The sequence below is a fragment of the Arthrobacter sp. NPDC057009 genome, assembly GCF_042673905.1.
Classification (GTDB): domain Bacteria; phylum Actinomycetota; class Actinomycetes; order Actinomycetales; family Micrococcaceae; genus Arthrobacter.
In genome coordinates, this window is the sequence record NZ_JBHUSB010000008.1 from 136,162 (window position 1) to 155,415 (window position 19,254).

The following is a 19,254-nucleotide window of genomic DNA, read 5'->3' on the forward strand; positions in this document are numbered from 1 at the left end:
GGTGCTCCCGCGCCGCAACCACCAGTGGCTCCTAGCCGAACTTGATCGATGATCCGAGTTGCCGCGGATGAATCCACACCTGGTAGTCATCTGCGGCAGCGTACATCATCCGCTGATTGGTGGCGTCCGCAGCCAACCACAATGCGGACGAGTCCGGCATCGCGTCCTCCACGACGCCTCGCCGAACTGTTCGCTGGTCCCGCCGGATCTCGACGAACGCACCAACCAGCCGCGCCCAGTTTCCGTTTCCGCGGCTGCCCGCTGTTTGAGCGTTCATCTGGCTTTCCTAGTAAGACCGGGGGAGGCCCAGTACCTTGGTGCCGATGAAGGATTTGATCATGTTGTTGTTGATCGGTGCTACTTGGAACATGCGGGTCTCACGGAACTTTCGCTCGACATCATACTCATCCACGAAGCCGTAGCCTCCGTGCGTGTCAAGGCAGGCGTTGCCGGCGGCCCAACTGGCCTCTGATGCGAGATGCTTGGCCATGTTCGCCTCTGCCCCGCATGGTTCACCGGCGTCGAAGAGCCGAGCCGCTTCGTAGCGCATCATGTCCGCCGCCCGCACCTTCATATAGGCGTCAGTAATGGGGAATTGGACGCCCTGATTTGTGCCGATCTTGCGGCCGAAGACGCTCCGCTGGTTGGCGTACTCAACGGCGCGGGTCGTGAACCAGTAGCCGTCACCGATGGCTTCCGATGCCAGCAGGATGCGTTCGGCATTCCATCCGTCAATGACGTAGCGGAAGCCCTTGCCCGCTTCACCGATCACCGCGGACGCCGGAACACGCATGCCCTTATAAAAGATCTGGTTGGTGGCGTAGTTGAACATCGTCCGGACCTTGACCACTTCCAAAGTCTCCGGCTGTTCGGCGCGCACTTGACGCAGGTCCACCAGGAAGAGCGTGAGGCCATGCGTCCGGTCCTCTGCACCCTTGGCCGAAGTGCGGGCGAGTACGAACGCGAGGTCTGACTCGTCGATGCGGCTGGTCCAGCTCTTATGGCCTGTAATGATGTAGTCATCGCCATCCTTGACCGCGGCGGTCTCGATGCTGGTTGTGTCGGAACCGGCGGCGTCCTCAGTAATGGAGAACGCCTGAAGGCGGAGGTCGCCCGACGCGATAGCCGGCAGATAGGCCTGCTTTTGTTCCTCATTTCCGTGGCGGAGCAGCGCGCCCATGGTGTACATCTGCGCATGGCAGGCAGCGGAATGGCCGCCGGACTTGTTGATTTCCTCCATGATCACGCTTGCCTCGGTGAGGCCGACGCCAAGGCCGCCATATTCAGCGGGGATCAGCGCGGCCAAGAGTCCTTCCTTGGTCAGCCTGTCCACAAACTCCTGGGGGTACCGGCGGTTGCGGTCGGTCTCACGCCAGTATTCGTCGGGAAACAGGGCGCAGAGAGAGCGGGTCTTGTCCCGCAGTTGCTCAACAGAGGTTTGGGCAGTCATGGAGTGCTCCTTAGAGGTATTTGGCTAGGGCATCATTGGTAGCCGACATCAACTCTACAAAATATATTTCGCTAAAGGCAAGCCCTCCATGCGCGGCGGATCGCACTCAGGATCCTTGACAACACGGGCGTAATGCGCGGATCCTTGAGTTACTGCATAATATATTTGCGACAATCTGTTGCGAGCCCACCAGTCGAAGGAGACATGAAATGGCAGAAACCATGCCCGCCCCAGCCGGAGATCGGACCCGGGTGGTTCAGGGATGGACGGGAAGGCTCTTCGAAGACTTCGCCGTTGGCGACATCTACTATCACCCCTTCGGCAAGACCGTGACTGAGGCCGACAACCACAGCTTCACCCTGATGACACAGAACGTCGCCAAAACCCACATCGACCGCAACTTCGCCGAAGCCACAGAGTTCGGGCGGCCGTTGGTTAATTCAACATTCACTCTCGCCCTGGTGACCGGGCAATCCACCATCGATTTGTCCATGAACGTTTTCGCAAACATGGGATGGGATGACGTCCGCATGCCGAATCCGGTCTTCGAAGGCGACACGATCTATTCTCGTTCCAAGGTCCTTGCCATCCGTGAGTCAAAGTCCCGGCCCAACCTGGGTCTGGTGACTGTTGCCACCGAGGGGTTCAATCAGGACGGCAAAATTGTCATCACGTACCGCCGCACCTTCATGGTGTACCGGCAGGGCCACCTTCCCGGAGTGGAAGCCGCACGTCCGGACGAATCCACCCTCCCAGCAACGGGGGACTTCCAGTGACATTTCCCAAGGCGCTGCCGCATGACCCCGTCGCCGCAGAGATCGTTTCAGCCGCGGTCACCGCACTCTTCGTGCCGGGTGACCGTCCTGAACGGTTCGGCAAAGCAGCCGACTCCGGTGCCCACGTCGTCATCATTGACTTGGAGGACGCGGTGGCCCCGGACCAAAAGCCCGCAGCCCTGGCTGCGACGGTGGACGCCCTGGCCCGCGGAGGACTCCGCGCCCTGGTGCGGGTAAACGCCGCAGAATCCGAATCGCACGGCTCCGAAGTCGCTGCGCTGCTGTCCCTGACCGAATGGCCGCATCATGGCCTGCTGGGCATCGTCCTGCCCAAAGCAGACAACCCGGAGGCTTTAGCCGCACTCAGCGGCCGGCTTCCGGCTCATCTCGCACTGGTTCCCCTTATCGAGTCAGCTGCCGGTGTAGTTCACGCACTGGAGCTTGCGCAGGTTCCCGGCGTCACGCGCCTGGCCTTCGGTGCCATCGACTTCGCGCTCGACATCAACGCGGACAGCGGCGACCGGTTCCTGGACCGTGCCCGCTCCGAACTCGTCTTGGCATCGAGAGCCGCGGGCATCAGTGCACCGCTCGATTCTCCCTGCATTGAGATCCAGGATACTGGCCTCGTCGCGGCATCAGCCAGGCTGGCCAGAAACTTCGGATTCGGAGGCAAACTCTGCATCCACCCGCGACAAATCACAGCGGTGGCCAGTGCCTTCATCCCCACTGAAGCCGAAGTAGCGTGGGCTTTGTCGGTATCCACTGCCGAAGGCGCCGCCGTGCAAGTAGACGGGCAGATGATCGACCGGCCCGTCACCGAGCGGGCCAAGCGCATCCTTGCCCGGGCCGGAAAGGACCTCTAAATGACGCGCTTGCCTTTGGAAGGCATAACAGTGGTCTCACTCGAACAGGCCGTGGCAGCCCCGTTCGCTACCAGGCAGCTCGCGGACCTCGGGGCACGCGTGATCAAGATAGAACGCGATACAGGCGACTTCGCCCGTGGCTACGACACCAAAGTGAATGGCATGTCGAGCTACTTCGTGTGGCTGAACCGGGGTAAGGAGAGCGTAGTCCTCGACCTGAAATCGGACGACGGACTGGCCGTCCTGAAGAAACTGGTTGCCCAGGCGGACATCCTGGTGCAGAACCTGGCGCCCGGAGCTGTGGAACGGCTCGGGCTCGGCCCGGATGACGCCCTCGAACTCAATCCCAAGCTCATCCACGCCTCCATATCAGGCTATGGGCGCGGAGGCTCACACGAGCAGAAAAAGGCCTATGACCTGCTCATCCAGTGCGAGTCAGGGCTGTTGAGCGTGACGGGCGACCCCGGCAGCCCGGCCAAGGTTGGAGTGTCAATAGCCGACGTCTGTGCCGGCATGTACGCATACTCCGGGATACTCACGTCCCTGCTGAGCAGGGCCAGCACCGGACGGGGAGACGTCCTGGAAATCTCCATGCTCGAAGCCTTGGGCGAATGGATGAGCCAGCCCTACTTCTACGCCGAGTACGGCGGCGCACCCCCGGCCCGCAGCGGCGCCCAACATGCCAGCATCGCCCCCTACGGACCGTTCCAGGTTCAGGACGGCACCGTGTTCCTCGGAATCCAGAACGAACGGGAATGGGCCACCTTCTGCGCCAAGGTCCTCAACCGTCCGGAACTGGCCCAGGACCCGCGCTTTTCGACCAACACACTGCGGGTGGCGAACCGTGCCGACCTCCACGACGTGATCAACGCCGCCCTCAGCTCAGCCACGGCGGATGCAACCCTGGCCAGCCTGGACGCAGCCGGCATCGCCAATGCGCAGCTGCGCGACATGCACGGCTTCTCACAACACCCGCAGCTGAGCCACCGCAACCGGTGGCGTGACGTGGAATCCCCCGTCGGGCCCCTTCGCAGCCTGATTCCCCCCGTGACGTCCCGGGAACTGGACTTCCGCATGGCAGCCGTGCCGGCCCTTGGTGAACACACCGAGAAGGTCCGAGCGGAACTCGGGCTGGCCGACAAAGGCCAAACACCCTCCTGACAGGACCCGTAAACGAGAAAAGCCGTCCAGGGACTGAACCGTCCCCGGACGGCTTTGTCCATCCCGGCGCACACCGTCATCTATTAGTGAAACCAATAATCCGATACCAAAATCATGGATTGTCCTATGAAAAACCGCTGGTTAGTGTTTCAGTGACGCTCACCACAGAGCCGTTGTCATATTCAAAGGAGAAGTAATGACCACCCTCGAGCAGGAGTACCGAGAGTACGAGGAAGCCGGACGGATCTGGGGCCTTGTGCCGCAGGAACGCATCAAGAAGATCAAGTTCGAACGGGTCTCGCAGGACGTCATTCAGCGCTACCTCGCCGTGGAGGATCTGACGACGTCGGTGTCGGACATCCTGGACGGCCTGGGAATCGTAGGCGCCGTCCCGGCGTCGTACCTGAAGCCGCTGCAGACCGGCCGCAAGGTCGTGGGGCCGGCAGTGACCATCCGCAACATGGTGGAGCGGAAGACGCCGACGCAGGGCTATGTCGACAAGGACTTCATCCGCATGTCGACGCGTGACATCTACTACCTCTCGGAGCCTGGTGACGTGCTGGTGACTGACACCGGTGGCAACCTCGATGTGTCGAACATGGGCGGGCAGTCCTGCACGGTGGCGAAGACCAAGGGCCTGGCCGGCTCCATTGTCTACGGCGCCGTGCGTGACGCAAGCACCATCCGCAACCTCGACTACCCCGTCTGGAGCTGCGGCATCACACCGATCACGGGCAAGTTCCGGATCGAGGCCATCGAAATGAACGGCCCCGTCAGGCTCCACGACGTTCAGGTTCGGCCCGGGGACCTTATTGTCGCCGATGACTCCGGCGTCTGCGTGGTGCCCTTCGAGCACGTGAATTACGTCATTGACCAGATAGAGCAGATCGCCGCTGACGAGGCGTTTACCGCGAATCTGATTGCCCAGGATGTTCCGCTCGACGAACTGCGTCCTCACTTCCGGAAGCGCTACAGCTGATGGGTCCACTGATGAAGAAAGTACGCCTCGCGGGCATCGCAAGCGCCGTGGTTGCCCTCGTCGCCGGGTGCAGTGTGGGCCCGGGAAGCCAGGGCGGGGGCAACGGTGCCAAATACCCCGACGGCCCGGTTGAGATCGTTGTGACGTACCAGGCCGGCGGGGCCAGCGACCAGCTCGCAAGGACCCTGTCCCCGTCACTGGAGTCCACCCTTGGAACATCTGTCATTGTTCAGAACCAGGCTGGCGGATCGGGCACTGTTGCCCTGACATCGTTGGTGAAAGCCGATCCAAATGGCCGGAGCCTGGCCTTCATCGCCGGCGGTCCCCTCACGGTGCAGCCTCACTATGGCCGGACGACGTACAAACAGGATGACGTCCGTCCGATCGCCCGCGTCGCCACGGCTCCTCTTCTGTTGGCGGTGCGTGGCGATGCACCTTGGAAGAGCGTGCAGGACCTTGTCGAGCACCTGAAGAAGAACCAGGACAGCTTCTCCTATGCCAGTACCGGTGCCGGCAATCCTGCCAACATCGCGATGGAGAAGTTCGACAAGGCAGCCGGAGTGGAGACAAAGCAGGTCCCCTTCGAGAGCAGTGGTGAAGCCACTTCTGCGCTGCTGGGAGGCAACGTTGATGCGGCAGCTGGCCTGCCCTCGGCTTTTGCCGCCTCCGTCCAATCAGGCGACTTGAAGATTCTTGCCAACCTCGGCGACGTCAAGGGCGCCTTCTATGAGTCTGTTCCTACCTTGAAGGACAGCGGTTATGACGCGGTGACCAATGTGACGAACGGTGTGGTCGCGCCTAAAGGAGTCAGCGACGATGTGGTCAAGACCCTCTCGGATGCTATCGAGGCGGCCCTCAACGACGATGAGATCGCCAAGAAGATTACCGCTTCAGGCTTCATTCCGGATTTCGGTGACAGCACTGAGTACTCCGATGCACTGTCCAAGGAGTACAGCGAAACGGGCCAGGTGTTGAAAGAGCTGGGATTGCTGAATGGCTGACATCCCAGCCGTGGAGGAGGTGCGGCCCGACGCCGAGCGCGGGGGCCGCATCTACTCAACAGTCGTCCCCCTGATACTGGCATGTGCGGGCGCTGCTGTGGCGTTCAACGGGGTGAACTTGGGTGTGGGTGCTGCGGATCGTCCTGGTCCGGGAATGTGGCCTGTTGGCATCGGCGTTGTGTGGACCCTTGCCGCTTTAGGGCTCGCTTTCTCTGCATGGACAGGAAAGATGCATCTCGAGGCTCTCGTGCAGCTCCGCAAGCCGGCGACCGGGCTCATCCTGGCTATCCTTTTCGTCGCTCTTTTCAGTTACGTAGGATTCGTCCCGGCCATAGTTCTCATGCTCGTACTGTGGTCACGGCTGCTGGCGGGCTTCACCTGGCGCCGCACTGCATGGGTGACAGCCGTCATCACTGCGATCCTGTACGTGCTTTTCGCCGTTGTGGTGGGTACCAGGTTCCCTTCATCACTTCTCGGGCTAGGTTAGGAGGCTTTCATGGACGGACTCATCGCAGGATTTGGAGTCGCCATGTCCTGGGAGAACATTCTGGCGGTCGTCATCGGATGCTTCCTGGGAATGCTTGTGGGTGTGCTGCCCGGGCTGGGGCCGGTCACCACCATCTCGTTGCTTCTTCCGTTCACATTCAATTTTGAACCGACCACGGCAATTATCCTCCTCGCCGGAGTGTACGCCGGGGTCATGTACGGCGGAACGATCACCTCGGTGCTGCTCAAGCTGCCAGGCGAGGCGGCGTCAGTGGTTACAGCCATCGACGGACACGAGATGGCACGTCGTGGCCGGGCAGGTCCTGCGTTGGGCATCTCAGCTATCGGTTCTTTCATCGGCGCCTCAGTGGCGCTCGTTGGCCTGACACTCTGCGCGCCGCAACTGGCCGACCTTGCGCTGCGGCTGGGGCCGCCCGAGTATGCACTGCTGGCACTGCTGGGTCTGCTGCTGATCGCCTACATGGGCAACGGTTCCTTCGGCAAGGCCGTCCTGGCAGCCGGCATCGGATTGTTCATTGCGGTGATCGGCCTCGACCCCGTGTCAGGACATGCCCGTTTCGACGCCGGCTCCGAGCAACTCGTGGACGGAATCGACATCGTGGCGGCCGTCTTGGGACTGTTCGGTATCGGTGAAGTCCTCTACCAGCTGCGCCACCCGGATGGAGACACCGGAGCCGTCACATCCAAAGTGGGACGGGTAATGCCGACGCGGCAGGACTTCCGCGACAGTGCGGCCCCCATTGCCCGTGGCTCTCTGATCGGTACATTGATCGGGCTGCTGCCGGGCGGCGGCGGCGTCGTCTCATCACTGGTGAGTTACGGCACGGAACGTCGTCTGGCAAAGCGGCCGGAAGAATTCGGGAAAGGCGCAATCCAAGGCGTAGCCGGACCGGAAACGGCCAACAACGCGTCGTCGACCTCGGCGTTCATTCCACTGCTTACCTTAGGTATTCCGTTCAACGTCGCGATCTCACTGATGTTCAGTGTCCTGTTGATCAACGGCATCACGCCCGGGCCCAGGCTGATTGAGGACGAACCCGACCTGTTCTGGGGTGTCATCGCTTCGATGTACCTTGGCAACATCGTCCTGCTGATACTCAGCCTTCCCCTTGTGGGCCTGTTCATCCAGATCCTGCGGGTGGACCCCCAGATCATGGCGCCGTTCATCATCCTGCTGAGCTTGGTCGGGGTCTACACGATCGACAACAACACCTGGAACATGTGGGTTGCCATTATCTTCGGGGTGATTGGATACCTGATGCGGATCTGGGGCCTGCCGACTGGCCCGCTGGTCCTGGCCTTCATCATCGGTGGAATGCTGGAAACGTCGATGCGCCAGTCACTGCTTCTCAGCGACAACGGCTTCCTAATCTTCGTCCAGCGGCCCGGCGCACTGGTGCTCCTCGCCCTGTGTGTGCTGCTGGTGATTTCAGCAATCACCGGGGCCAGGCCTAAACGCCGGGCCAAGGTGGCGCCTCTCAGCCTCCAGCCCCGGCAGAAAGCGAAGCGTTAATCTCCCGTGCCCGAACCTGCGCGGCAGCTATAAAGCACCTGATCAGCTCTGAGTCGGTGTCTTGGGTGAGAACCTGGAGCGGAATCTCCAGGTTCTCACCCACAGCCACGAAAACGATATCCTCACGTCCCAAATCCCGGTACAGCACAGACTGCACTGCCACTCCCACTTCAGCGCCGACTAGAGCCAACTGGCTGTGCAGGCCGTTGGATTCGATGAATTGCGAGGGTGAACAGCCGCGCCGGTGATAGAGGCTGACTAGTTCGTCGTGGAAGGCCGGGTTGCGCGACCGCGGTGCCATGATGAAGGACTCGCCTGAAAGCTCCGCGAGCTTGATCTTCTCCCGCGACGCAAGTGGGTGAGCGGCGGGAAGTACGGCGAGCAGCGCATCGTTCATCAGTTCCGTAGCGACAAACCCAGGAACGGAATCCGCAGTACGAACAATGGCAATGTCCAGCCGACCATCGCGAAGAGCGCGCATCAGCGCAAAAGACGCCATTGGCTGAAGGCTGATCCTCACATCCGGATAGGACCGGTGCACAGCCTGAAGGATCTGCGGCATCAGGCTCCCCATCGCCGGGTTGACCGCACCGACGCGCAGTTCCCGCCGCATCCCGGCCCCGACATTGCGGACTTCTATCTCCAATTTCTTGGCATCACCCAGGAGGAGCTCGGCACCCTCATAGAGAGTCCTGCCCGCCTCTGTGAGGTGGCTTTTTCTGGTGCTCCGTTCGATGAGCGTCGACCCGAGGAGCCGTTCCAGACGCTGCAGGGTCTGCGTCAACGTTGGCTGCGACACGTGGAGCCGGTCCGCCGCGAGCCGGAAGTTCAGTTCCTCGGCCAGGACAAGGTACTGCTCGAGGTCACGCATAGACAACATCAATTTCATCCGATCACACTGCTGCAAAATATCCCTGCAGAACGACCCGCGGGCCTTTCGCAGTTGCCTCCCCCCAGCACGCACCGTGAGGCAAAAGCTGTTGGCTTAATTAACCCCAGAGTAAAGCGTCGCGGTGGCTATGCGGCTGGTGCCAGTGGTTAGTCTTCCAGCACCACACGCGGGTTGGGGTGTACCCAACTATTCAGAGCCATGAGCCACACGTTTGTAGACTAAGTGTGAGGTGAGGCCGCTGCAAGAAGCTGCCGCTGACGCCGGAACCAACGGTTCGCTGGTTCGTCAGCGCTTCGCGTGATCGCGTTCGTGAATGAAGCCGTATGGCACGGTCGGAGTCACAGCGACAGAGAAACCGGCGAAAATGATGTCTGGTCACCAGGATGCCGGCTTTTCCGTGCATCGCCGCTTTTACCTGGGCATGGGAGACGGCTTCCAATAACTTGTAGTCACGTTCCGGCCGTGTGGCGACTTCGAAATCCGCGACAAGCATCGCCTAGAACTCCTTCTTCAGATGACGGAAATGTACCCGGTCTCCGATGCGGAATGATGCTGTCTCCGTGGAGACCGACCCGGGCGGGATATGCCCGATGACCAAGTCCTCGGTCATTGTTTCGCAGGTCTTAATGCTCAGGCCTTCACTGGAGAGGGCCACGGCTCCGCAAGGTACTGTACGCGGGTTCTCGTGGGGGGCGATTCCGGGCTTCAACCGGGGGAAACCCCGGCTGAAGAGCTGGGGTGAGAGGCCTGGCATGCGGAAGTCTTTGATGATGTAGGTTCTGCGGGTTATGCGTGCCAGGAACGCTTCTGCGGTAAGTCCGTGGGCTGCGGCAGCCAACTGGAGGTCGCTCTCTTCTGTGCACCCGCCGAGCAGGGGCCAGTCGAAGTGCTTTAGTGGCTGGGCTTCCTCGGGCCGGGCGACGGTGGATTCCAGCGCGATCAGTGCTGCTTTCATGGTTCCCTGGGTCCAGTGCGAGGGGTCGTAGTCGACCAGAAGGGAGCGACCGATGGAGGTGACTTCGCTGACGCCGGGCAGCGCGTACGATTCCATGGCCTTTTGAAGAGCTACGATCTTGCGCCGGATGGCTAGGGCGTCTATGCCTCCGGCGATGGCGGTTGTTTGGGTGGGGCCGGAGGGGATCACCGTGAAGGCCGGTGAGATTCTCATGGGTTACTTTCTTGCCGGAAGCTCTGTGCGGTGTCAGGCGAGGGTGGCCAGTTGGGTTCCGGTTTTCACGTCGTCTCCGGCCACAACAGCGAGTTCTTCGATCGTTCCTGAGCGGGGGGCCGGGACGTGGGATTCCATTTTCATGGATTCCAGGACCAGAAGCGGCTGGCCTTCGGTTACTTGGTCGCCTTCTTCGACGAGCCATTTAATGACTTTGCCGAACATTGGCGACTGTACGATTCCGTCGTTAGGGTCGCTGTCGTCCTGCTCGTGCAGCTCCGCCCGGGGGCGGCCTGTGCCGGAGGTGAGCAGCGCGAGAAGCTGCGCTGGGAGGCCCACCGTGTGGCGGCGTCCGTCGATTTCGAGCGGGAGCTGGTGCAGTCCCTGTTCGGTTGTCGGTAATGGACGATAGGCGGGGTCGGGAAGGATGTCGGCCTGGAATTCGGTCTCGATCCATCGGGTGTGCACTTTGAAGGATGCAATGTCGCAGAAGTCGACGGCGTCCACGACGGCGCGGTGGAACGGCAGAACTGTCGGAACGCCCTCGATGGAAAGGTCGGCCAGTGCGCGGCGCGCCCGGCGCAGTGCTTGCTGCCGGTCTGATCCGGACACGATGAGCTTGGCGATGAGCGAGTCGAATTGGGGCGGCACCGAGGAGCCGCCGGTGATCCCGGAGTCGAAGCGTATGCCCGGCCCGGTCGGGGTGCGAAGGGATTCGACGTCACCGGGGCTGGGGAGGAAACCGCGGCCGACATCCTCGGCATTGATGCGGAATTCGATGGAATGCTTGAGCGGGCGCAGCCCATCGGACACTTCGAGTGGTTGGCCCTGTGCGATGCGCAACTGTTCGAGCACGAGGTCGACACCGTAGGTTTCCTCGGTGACGGGGTGCTCCACCTGCAGGCGAGTGTTGACTTCCAGGAAGGCGATGTCGCCGGCTTCTGAGACGAGGAATTCCACCGTCCCGGCGCCCCGGTATCCGGCTTCGCGGCAGATGGAGCGGGCGGCGTCGTGGATGGTTTCTTCCTGGGCGGCGGTCAGGAGGGGTGCCGGAGCTTCCTCGACCAGCTTTTGGTTTCGCCGTTGGAGGGTGCAGTCACGGGTTCCGACGACAACGACGCGGCCGAAGTTGTCGGCGAGGATTTGTGCTTCGACGTGCCGGGGCCGGTCAAGGTACTTTTCGACGAAGCATTCGCCTCGGCCGAAGGCTGCCTCGGCTTCCCTGACTGCGGAGTCGAAGTATTCTTCGACGTTGTGGATGTCCCTAACGACTTTGAGGCCGCGGCCGCCGCCACCGTAGACGGCTTTGATCGCGATGGGAAGGCCGTGTTGTTCGGCGAAGGCCCGGGCTTCGGCAGCGGACCCGACGGGTCCGTCGCTGCCGGCGACGAGGGGGACCTCGGCGCGGATGGCGAGCTGGCGTGCGGTGACTTTGTTGCCGAGTTCGCGGATGGTCGCCGGCTGGGGGCCGACCCAGATCAGTCCGGCGTCGATGACGGCCTGGGCGAAGTCGGCGTTTTCGGAGAGGAACCCGTAGCCGGGGTGGACTGCGTCCGCTCCCGAGCGGCGGGCGGCGTCGATGAGTTTGTCGATGTTGAGGTACGTATCGGCGGGAGCGTTTCCGCCCAGCCCGTAGGCTTTGTCGGCGGCGCGGACGTGGAGGGCGTCGATGTCGATGTCGGCATACACGGCCACGGATTCCAGCCCTGCGTCGTCGCAGGCTCGGGCGACGCGCACGGCAATTTCGCCTCGGTTGGCAATCAGGACTTTATGCATCAGTGGATTCTTTCTGGCGTGGAACTATGCGGAAGCGGATGGTGGCTCCGGGCCGGATCTGGGCTGCTTTGTCGAGCTGGTCCTCGGCCAGGACCGCGATGACGGGGTAACCGCCGGTTGTGGGGTGGTCGGAGAGGAAGATGACGGGCTGGCCGTTGGGCGGGACCTGGATGCTGCCCGCGATGGTGCCTTCGCTGGGCAGTTCCCCGCTCTTCTGCCACTGCAGGGCCGGCCCTTGAAGGCGCATCCCTACCCGGTTGAGTTCATTGCCGGCTGTCCAGTCCGTGCTGCCGAACAGGGTGAGCGCTTCACCGGTGAACCAGTCGTCCCGGGGACCGGGCGTGACGTCGAGGACAGTGGCGTCGGTTCCCGCGAGTTCCGGCTGGGGCTCGGGCCAGCCCACGGTGTGCAGGCCCTTTGGCCGCGCTACGGGAAGGATTTGTCCGGCGGCGACGGGGTCAGGCCCCAGGCCGGACATGGTGTCGGTGGAGCGGCTGCCCAACACCTGGGGACTATCGAACCCGCCGCGCGCGGCAAGGTAGCTGCGGAACCCGTTCGTGGGCTGGCCGAGGGTGAGGACTTCGCCGACAAGCAGGGCGAAGGGGTGTGCCATCGGGACGGTCCGTTGCCCGTGCACAGAGGCGATCCGTAGCTCGAGAGGTGCACCGGTGACGGCGAGGACCTGATCGTCCGTGGCTTCGACGCCGAGCCCTCCGTCGACGATTTCGATGCCGGCTGCTCCGGGGGCGTTCCCGACGATGCGGTTGGCCCGCTTCAGTGAGGCCCGGTCCATGGCTCCGGAGGAGGAAACACCAATGGCAGCGTGTCCGGGTCTTCCGAGGTCTTGGATGAGGGTCAACGGAAGGGACCGGATAACGCGCAGTCCGCGGCCGTTGTCATGCTGGTTTTCAGGGGTGCGGGTGGGGGTCGCAACGGTGGAGGTGAAGGCCCTGACGGGCTGGAACGTAACCCGTGTTCCGGGCATGACCAGGGCAGGTTTTTCCCGTCCCAAGTCCCACATGGGGGCCTGGGTGTGGCCGATGATTTGCCAGCCGCCAGGAGACTGTCGCGGGTAGACGGTGGAGTATTTTCCCGCCAGTGCGACTGCTCCCGGAGGAACGGCTGTGCGCGGGCTTGACCGGCGCGGGACGTCCAGGAGCCTGTTTTCACCCACCAGGTAGGCCAGGCCAGGAGAGAACCCGGTGAACGCGGCGCTCCAGGTCTGTGAGGAGTGGATGTTGACGACGGCCTCGGGGGTCAGGCCGCACCGGTCTGCGACGTCCCGCAGGTCTTCCCCGTCGTAGACCACCTCGATGCGGACCAGTTCGCTGTCTCCCTGTTGCCGGGGCGGGAAGACCAGATTGAGGAGCGTTTCGCGGATGCATCGGGCCGCGTCAGGGTGGGAGCAGAGGACCAGGACGGTTTCGGCTGCGCTGATGACTTCGAGCTGGCCCGGCAGGGGCTGCCGGGTGAGGTGTTCCTGGAGTGCCAGGACATCCTCGGGGTGTTCAAGTTCTGCCAACAGCGCGCGTTGCCCGACGAATCTGACGCCGCGGACCCGGCCGCCGCCGGTTCCGGCGACGGGCGGGGTGGGGTCACACGTGAGCTTCATCGACCAGCCTCAGGTCTTCTTCGGGGCGCGGGTTGCGGCCGATGGCCATGCCGATGACGGTGATGACACACATCGCGCTCAGGTAAACGGCGATGAAGTGCCAGCTGCCGCCGTTGGCTGCGGAGAGTGCTGTGAAGACCAGCGGAGCGATGGCACCGCCGACGACGCCGGCGAGGGTGTAGGCCAGCGAGCTTCCTGCGTAGCGCAGCCGGGCGGGGAACTGTTCGGTGATGTAGGCGGCCTGCGGTCCGTACATGAGGCCCTGGATGGACAGGGCGGCTGCGACGCCGATGGTGAAGGTCAGCGGGGACTTGTCCTGGGTCATGATGAAGAACAGCGGGATGTAGATGGCCGCGCCGACAGCACTGAGGGCGTAGACGAGGCGTCGGTTGTAAATGTCGGTGAGGATGCCGGCGAGGGGAATGACGCACATCTGGCATGCCGAGCCGATCAGGATGGCGGCCAGCACGTTCCCGGTGTTCAGTCCCAGCTGGGTGGTCGCGTAGACGGCGACGTAGACGGTGAACAGCGAGTACATGACGTCGGGGAACAAGCGCGAGAGGGCTGCGGAGACCAGGGCGCGGGGCTGGGTCTTGAACACTTCGGTGACCGGGGCGTTGGACCGCTCGTCCTTTTCAACCAGGGCCTGGAAGATCGGGGTTTCTTCGAGCTTGAGCCTGATGACGAGCCCGAAGACCACGAGAAGGGCTGAGGCGAGGAACGCTACGCGCCAGCCCCAGCCGAGGAAATCCGCGGTGCTGAGGGTCGCGGCAAGCAGGGCCAGGACGCCGTTGGCCATCAGGTTGCCGGCCGGCGGGCCGATCTGGGCGGCCGAGGACCAGAAGCCGCGGCGCCGGGGGTTGCCGAACTCGCTGGAGAGCAGGACCGCTCCGCCCCATTCGCCGCCCACACCGATGCCCTGTGCTAGACGCAGGAGCACCAGCAGGGCGGGGGCCCAGATGCCCAGGACCGAGTAGTCGGGCAGGACACCGATCAGGACGGTGGCGATGCCGATCAGCAGCAGGGTGATGACCAGAACGTGACGGCGGCCGATCTTGTCACCGAGCCTGCCGAAGAAGATGCCACCGATGGGTCGGGCGAGGTAGCCGACGGCGAAGGTGGAGAAGGACAGCAGCAGCCCGACGAACTCGTCGTTGCCCGGGAAGAAGATCTTGGGGAAGACGAGGGCGGACGCTACGGAGTAGATAGCGAAGTCGTAGTATTCGAGCGCTGTGCCGCTCAGGGACGCGACGTAGGCTTTGACGGCGCTTCTGGTCCTCCGGCGTTTAGCGGCGGAGAGGTCTTGCTCTGACATTGTTGCTCCCATGATGTGCTCCAAATGATGAGGGGAGTTGTTTGAGTTTGGAAAGGTGCTTTGCCGGTTAGACAAAGCTCTTGATGACGATTCCTGCCGATTCGAGGGCTTCGCGGACGCGGAAGGCCATCGTGACCGCTCCTGCCGTGTCGCCATGGAGGCAGATGCTCTCGGGGGTGACGTCGATGTCCACCCCGTTGATCGTGGTGATTTTTCCTTCGGTGACCATCCGGAGGACGCGTTGTGCCACGTCGTCTGCATCGTGCAGCACCGCTCCCGGCATGGACCGGGATGCGAGGCGGCCGTCTGAGGTGTAGGCGCGGTCTGCGAAGGCTTCAGGAACACCGCGGAGGCCGGCGGCGTCTGCCCGGGTCAGGATCTCTGAGTTGGGTATGGCCAGGATCGGCAGTACGGGGTCGACGGCTTTCACGGCGTCCACGACTGCCTGGGCGTGTCCTGCGTGGTGGACGATCGCGTTGCCCAGCGCCCCGTGGGGTTTGACGTATTTGACGCTGCTTCCGGCGGTCTTGGCTATGGCCTGCAGGGCGCCGATCTGGTACACGATTTCGTCGGTCAGCTGGACCGGGTCGACGTCCAGAAACCGCCGGCCAAAGTTGGCCAGGTCCCGGTAACCGGGGTGCGCGCCGACTTGGACACCGCTCGCCGCCGCGGAAGCGCATGTGGCACGCAGGACCGAGGGGTCACCGGCGTGGAAGCCGCAGGCAACGTTGGCACTGGAAACGGAACGGAACATCGCGGCGTCATCGCCGAGTTCCCAGCGGCCAAACGATTCGCCGACGTCGCTGTTCAGATCGATTGTCTGCATGCTGTGATTCCTATCTCGATCGGTGTTCACACCATCATGCCTTAAAACTTGGAATCGTTCTACGATTTTCCAATAAAAGCACCATTTCGTTCAACGAAATCGTGCTGCACTGAGGGGATGCGTGTACATTTCTGAGTATGGAAACGCTGGAGACCGTCGACCCTGCTGCTATGGGCGCGCCCGGGACGGGAGCCGCCGCCAAGACGGTCAGTGCAGCAGGTGAGGTTGCTGCGGAGTTGCGTCGGCAGCTGACTACGGGGCTATTGAAGCCGGGGGAGCGCCTGAGTGAACCGGGTCTGACGAAGAGCCTGGGGGTTTCGCGCAATACACTGCGGGAGGCCTTCGCGGAGCTCACCGCGGAGCGCCTGGTGGTCAGGCTGCCCAGCCGTGGCGTTTTTGTGGCCTCGCCGGGACCGGCAGACCTGCGGGACTTTTATGTTGTGCGCCGGACGGTCGAAGTCAGCGCGGCGCGCAACGGCGGGTCATCCGAGAGGATCGCCGCGGTGCGCAAGGCTGTGGCAGAGGGCCGCCGGGCTGCTGAATCCGGGGACCTCAGCGCCTTGGCCACAGCGAACCAGCGCTTTCACGGCGCCATCGTGGAGCTGGCCGAGAGTGACCGGCTAAACAGTCTGATGCAGCAGGTTCTTGCCGAGATGCGCCTGTTCTTCCACAAGGAGACTGTCGATGTGGCCTTTTATACGCGCTACCTGCAGGAAAACGAGCTGATCGCAGATGCCTTGTCCGCGGGAGATTTCCGCGGGGCCAGCGAGATGCTGCTGGAATACCTGCACCGCTCGGAACACCATCTGATGTCCATCTACCTGTACGGCGAGGGACGCAAGGGCTGAAAAACCTGTGCGCGGCGGGACGGACGGCGGTTGCCGGTCGTCCCGCCGCGCAGGCGGAGTCCAGGGCTCGTGGCCCTAGCGTTCCGGCCGGTTTGCCACCACGGGGAAGCTGCCGGTATGGCCGTGCCGTTCCCGGGCGGCGGCGTAGATTCCCTTGCGGGCGGCGAACCATCCTGCAATGAGCAGGGGAATCACGATCAGAAGGGAAGCCAGGACCCAGCGGCCGGTTTCCGAGAACCCCATGGACGCCAGGACGAAGGCCAGGAAGGCCAGTGTCAGCCAGGCGGTGAACGGGGCGCCGAAGAGCCGGAAGGCGGGCCGGATGAGTTTGCCTTCCCGGGCCTGCCGGTGCAGCTTCATCTGGCACAGGAGGATTGTGGCCCAGCAGCCGATGATGCCGAGGGCTGATACTTCCAGGACGATTTCGAACGCCTGCGAGGGGACCAGCGCATTGAGCCCGACGCCAAGCAGCGTGAGGACGGTGGTGAGGAGGATCCCGCCGTAGGGGACTCCGTTGGCGCTCATCCGTGCGGTGAAGCCGGGGGCTGAGCCGTTGAGCGCCATGGAGCGCAGGATGCGGCCGGTGGAGTAGAGCCCTGCGTTGAGGCTGGACAGCGCGGCGGTCAGGACGACAAAGTTCATGAGTGAGCCGGAGGCGACGCCGGCCTCGGGGTTGCCGAGGTGGGAGAAGAAGGTGACGAAGGGCGATTCGCCGGCCTTGTACGAGGTGAAGGGCAGCAGCAGGGACAGCAGCAGCACCGACCCCACATAGAACACGGCGATCCGCAGGACCACGGTGTTGATGGCTTTGGGCATTACCTCGGCTGGTTTGGCGGTTTCACCGGCAGCCGTGCCGATCAGTTCGATGCCGGCGTAGGCGAAGATGACGCCGCTTGCAGCCAGCAGGGGAGCGATTCCTCCGGCGGGGAAGAAGCCCCCGTTGTCGGCGAGGACGCTGAAACCGGTCGGCCCGGCATCGGTGGCCGAGCCGGTCAGGATGAAGATCACGCCGATGATCAGGAATCCGACCAGGGCGAGGATCTTGACCAGTGCGAACCAGAACTCCATCTCGCCGAAGAGCTTGACGGACACCAGGTTCAGGGCCAGCACGACGACCAGCGCGATCAATGCCAGAGCCCACTGCGGGGCAGCCTGAAGGGGCTCCCAGTACTGGGCCCAGAATTTGAGGTAGAGGGCTGCGGCGGTGACGTCGACGATGGAGGTCATCGCCCAGTTGAGGAAGTACAGCCAGCCCGCGGCGAAGGCCATCTTCTCTCCGTAGAACTCCCGGGCGTAGGAGACGAATGAACCCGAGGACGGCCGGTGCAGGACCAGCTCACCGAGGGCGCGAAGGATGAGGAATCCGAAGAATCCGCAGACGGCGTACACGAGGACGAGCGCCGGGCCGCTGTTGCTCAGTCGGGCCCCGGCGCCCATGAACAGGCCCGTGCCGATCGCGCCGCCGATGGCGATCATCTGGATTTGCCGGGGTTTAAGGGTCTTGTGGTACCCCTGTTCCTCGCTGGAAAAGTCGCGGACAGCGCTGCTGACGTCGCCGGTGAGCTCCCGCTCGTTTTCCAGTTCGTCGGCGCGGTCGTGTTGAGGTGCTTTCATTCAGTTTTCTCCGAAGGGGATTGTTCCGACACGTCGTTGTGCCGTCAGATGGGGGTCAGCTGCGTGCGCTGTGTGCAGCCGATGCCGGTTCGTGGGCTCCGGCCTGGAAGGCGGCGATTCTGCGCCACATTTCCGGTGCGTTGGAGTACATGGGGAAGTGGCCGCTGTGCGGGATCTCGGCCAGGACAACCCCATTGGAGGCCAGGTGGGCCAGGTAGCTAAGGGTCTTGTTTTGCTCGCCGTACATGAACATGCGGGGCAGCGGCAGGGCCAGGAACTTCTCCATGAGCCCTGCGTTGTCCGAGAGGTCCACCATGGATTCGAAGATCCCCCGGACGGCGCGGGCCCGGACCTTGTAGCGGACGCTGGTGGCGTACAGCGGGCTCGAGTAGAAGGGTGCCGCCCAGTTCCGGGCGATGAAGTCCTCCAGGAACTGCTCCGGGTCTTCGTCCGGGTGGAGGAAGATCTGCCGGCTGAGGAAGCAGTCTTCCGGGGCGACGTTGCCCTCGATGTCGGTGAAGCTGGCCACCATGTCGGGATGCTGGTGGGCGAGCATGAGCGACGTCAGGCCGCCCATGGAGTGGCCGACCAGATCGAACCGTTGGATGCCCTGCTCAGCCAGCGCTGCCAGCGCTGTCTTGACCAGGAATGGGATGGAGATTTTCTTCAGGTCTGAGCATTCGGAATCCCCGCAGCCGGGGGCGTCATAGGCGAAGATGGGCCTTCCGGCGAACGACGGGTACAGCGCGACGTCGGCGTAGTCCTCTTTGGTGGAGCCGAAGCCGTGAAGGAGCACAATGGGAAGCCCGGAGCCTTCCCTGCTGATGCAGGAAAGGCGCACCTCGGCTCCATCGATTGTCAGCGGTATCCAGTGCCGGGTAAGGGGGGTGGTGATGGTCAAGAACTTTCCTTCGCTTGTAGAGCTTTGCGGGATGTGGCTGCGGCGGGCCGCT

General features: G+C 63.0%; 18 protein-coding genes. 8 read left to right on the forward strand and 10 right to left on the reverse strand.

The genetic code is table 11. The annotated features are described in order from the left end of the window. Window positions 1-31: 31 nt before the first annotated feature. Window positions 32-277 carry a hypothetical protein gene (locus tag ACFTR6_RS10750; protein WP_377957908.1) on the reverse strand — a complete coding sequence of 82 codons (246 nt, stop codon included), beginning with the start codon at window positions 275-277 and terminating at the stop codon, window positions 32-34. Window positions 278-286: 9 nt separating this feature from the next. After that, entirely contained in the window at window positions 287-1,450 is a 1,164-nt protein-coding gene (locus ACFTR6_RS10755) for an acyl-CoA dehydrogenase family protein (protein WP_377957909.1), read from the reverse strand. Window positions 1,451-1,659: 209 nt separating this feature from the next. On the opposite strand from ACFTR6_RS10755, the gene ACFTR6_RS10760 reads away from it, so the two are divergent. The 7 genes from ACFTR6_RS10760 to ACFTR6_RS10790 all read left to right on the forward strand — a co-directional run bounded on the left by ACFTR6_RS10760 (window position 1,660) and on the right by ACFTR6_RS10790 (window position 8,250). Then, window positions 1,660-2,226 carry a MaoC family dehydratase gene (locus ACFTR6_RS10760; RefSeq protein WP_377957910.1) on the forward strand — a complete coding sequence of 189 codons (567 nt, stop codon included), beginning with the start codon at window positions 1,660-1,662 and terminating at the stop codon, window positions 2,224-2,226. Beyond that, on the forward strand, window positions 2,223-3,089 hold the full coding sequence (locus ACFTR6_RS10765) for an HpcH/HpaI aldolase/citrate lyase family protein (protein ID WP_377957911.1): 867 nt from the start codon (window positions 2,223-2,225) through the stop codon (window positions 3,087-3,089). Before ACFTR6_RS10760 ends, ACFTR6_RS10765 begins: the two co-directional genes overlap by 4 nt. After that, entirely contained in the window at window positions 3,090-4,250 is a 1,161-nt protein-coding gene (locus ACFTR6_RS10770) for a CaiB/BaiF CoA transferase family protein (protein ID WP_377957912.1), read from the forward strand. Between the two features lie 196 nt (window positions 4,251-4,446). After that, complete coding sequence (locus ACFTR6_RS10775; protein ID WP_377957913.1) at window positions 4,447-5,229, forward strand: RraA family protein; 783 nt, start codon at window positions 4,447-4,449, stop codon at window positions 5,227-5,229. Between the two features lie 11 nt (window positions 5,230-5,240). Then, window positions 5,241-6,230 carry a Bug family tripartite tricarboxylate transporter substrate binding protein gene (locus ACFTR6_RS10780; protein ID WP_377957914.1) on the forward strand — a complete coding sequence of 330 codons (990 nt, stop codon included), beginning with the start codon at window positions 5,241-5,243 and terminating at the stop codon, window positions 6,228-6,230. Then, the gene (locus ACFTR6_RS10785) at window positions 6,223-6,717 is read left to right on the forward strand and encodes a tripartite tricarboxylate transporter TctB family protein (RefSeq protein WP_377957915.1); all 495 of its coding nucleotides are present in this window, start codon (window positions 6,223-6,225) and stop codon (window positions 6,715-6,717) included. The genes ACFTR6_RS10780 and ACFTR6_RS10785 overlap by 8 nt, the downstream gene beginning before the upstream one ends. Window positions 6,718-6,726: 9 nt before the next feature. Further along, the gene (locus tag ACFTR6_RS10790) at window positions 6,727-8,250 is read left to right on the forward strand and encodes a tripartite tricarboxylate transporter permease (RefSeq protein ID WP_377957916.1); all 1,524 of its coding nucleotides are present in this window, start codon (window positions 6,727-6,729) and stop codon (window positions 8,248-8,250) included. Here ACFTR6_RS10790 and ACFTR6_RS10795 read toward each other — a convergent pair. The 6 genes from ACFTR6_RS10795 to ACFTR6_RS10820 all read right to left on the reverse strand — a co-directional run bounded on the left by ACFTR6_RS10795 (window position 8,216) and on the right by ACFTR6_RS10820 (window position 15,839). Beyond that, window positions 8,216-9,139, reverse strand: a complete 924-nt coding sequence (locus tag ACFTR6_RS10795; protein ID WP_377957917.1) for a LysR substrate-binding domain-containing protein — start codon at window positions 9,137-9,139, stop codon at window positions 8,216-8,218. The two genes, ACFTR6_RS10790 and ACFTR6_RS10795, sit on opposite strands and share 35 nt — an antisense overlap. Window positions 9,140-9,638: 499 nt before the next feature. Beyond that, window positions 9,639-10,310 carry a carboxyltransferase domain-containing protein gene (locus tag ACFTR6_RS10800; protein ID WP_377957918.1) on the reverse strand — a complete coding sequence of 224 codons (672 nt, stop codon included), beginning with the start codon at window positions 10,308-10,310 and terminating at the stop codon, window positions 9,639-9,641. A gap of 33 nt (window positions 10,311-10,343) precedes the next feature. Beyond that, entirely contained in the window at window positions 10,344-12,086 is a 1,743-nt protein-coding gene (locus ACFTR6_RS10805) for an acetyl/propionyl/methylcrotonyl-CoA carboxylase subunit alpha (RefSeq protein ID WP_377957919.1), read from the reverse strand. After that, window positions 12,079-13,698, reverse strand: a complete 1,620-nt coding sequence (locus ACFTR6_RS10810) for a 5-oxoprolinase/urea amidolyase family protein (protein ID WP_377957920.1) — start codon at window positions 13,696-13,698, stop codon at window positions 12,079-12,081. The genes ACFTR6_RS10805 and ACFTR6_RS10810 overlap by 8 nt, the downstream gene beginning before the upstream one ends. After that, a complete protein-coding gene (locus tag ACFTR6_RS10815; protein ID WP_377957921.1) occupies window positions 13,682-15,013 on the reverse strand; it encodes an MFS transporter in 1,332 nt (443 codons plus the stop codon). The genes ACFTR6_RS10810 and ACFTR6_RS10815 overlap by 17 nt, the downstream gene beginning before the upstream one ends. Before the next feature lie 67 nt (window positions 15,014-15,080). After that, the gene (locus ACFTR6_RS10820) at window positions 15,081-15,839 is read right to left on the reverse strand and encodes a LamB/YcsF family protein (RefSeq protein WP_377957922.1); all 759 of its coding nucleotides are present in this window, start codon (window positions 15,837-15,839) and stop codon (window positions 15,081-15,083) included. 137 nt (window positions 15,840-15,976) lie between these two features. Here ACFTR6_RS10820 and ACFTR6_RS10825 point away from each other — a divergent pair, with 137 nt between their 5' ends. Then, window positions 15,977-16,687 (forward strand): GntR family transcriptional regulator, encoded by a 711-nt coding sequence (locus ACFTR6_RS10825; protein ID WP_377957923.1) that lies wholly within the window; start codon window positions 15,977-15,979, stop codon window positions 16,685-16,687. Between the two features lie 75 nt (window positions 16,688-16,762). Here ACFTR6_RS10825 and ACFTR6_RS10830 read toward each other — a convergent pair whose 3' ends face one another. Further along, a complete protein-coding gene (locus ACFTR6_RS10830) occupies window positions 16,763-18,301 on the reverse strand; it encodes an amino acid permease (RefSeq protein ID WP_377957924.1) in 1,539 nt (512 codons plus the stop codon). 55 nt (window positions 18,302-18,356) lie between these two features. Continuing rightward, window positions 18,357-19,202 (reverse strand): alpha/beta fold hydrolase, encoded by an 846-nt coding sequence (locus tag ACFTR6_RS10835; RefSeq protein WP_377957925.1) that lies wholly within the window; start codon window positions 19,200-19,202, stop codon window positions 18,357-18,359. Window positions 19,203-19,254 lie beyond the last annotated feature (52 nt).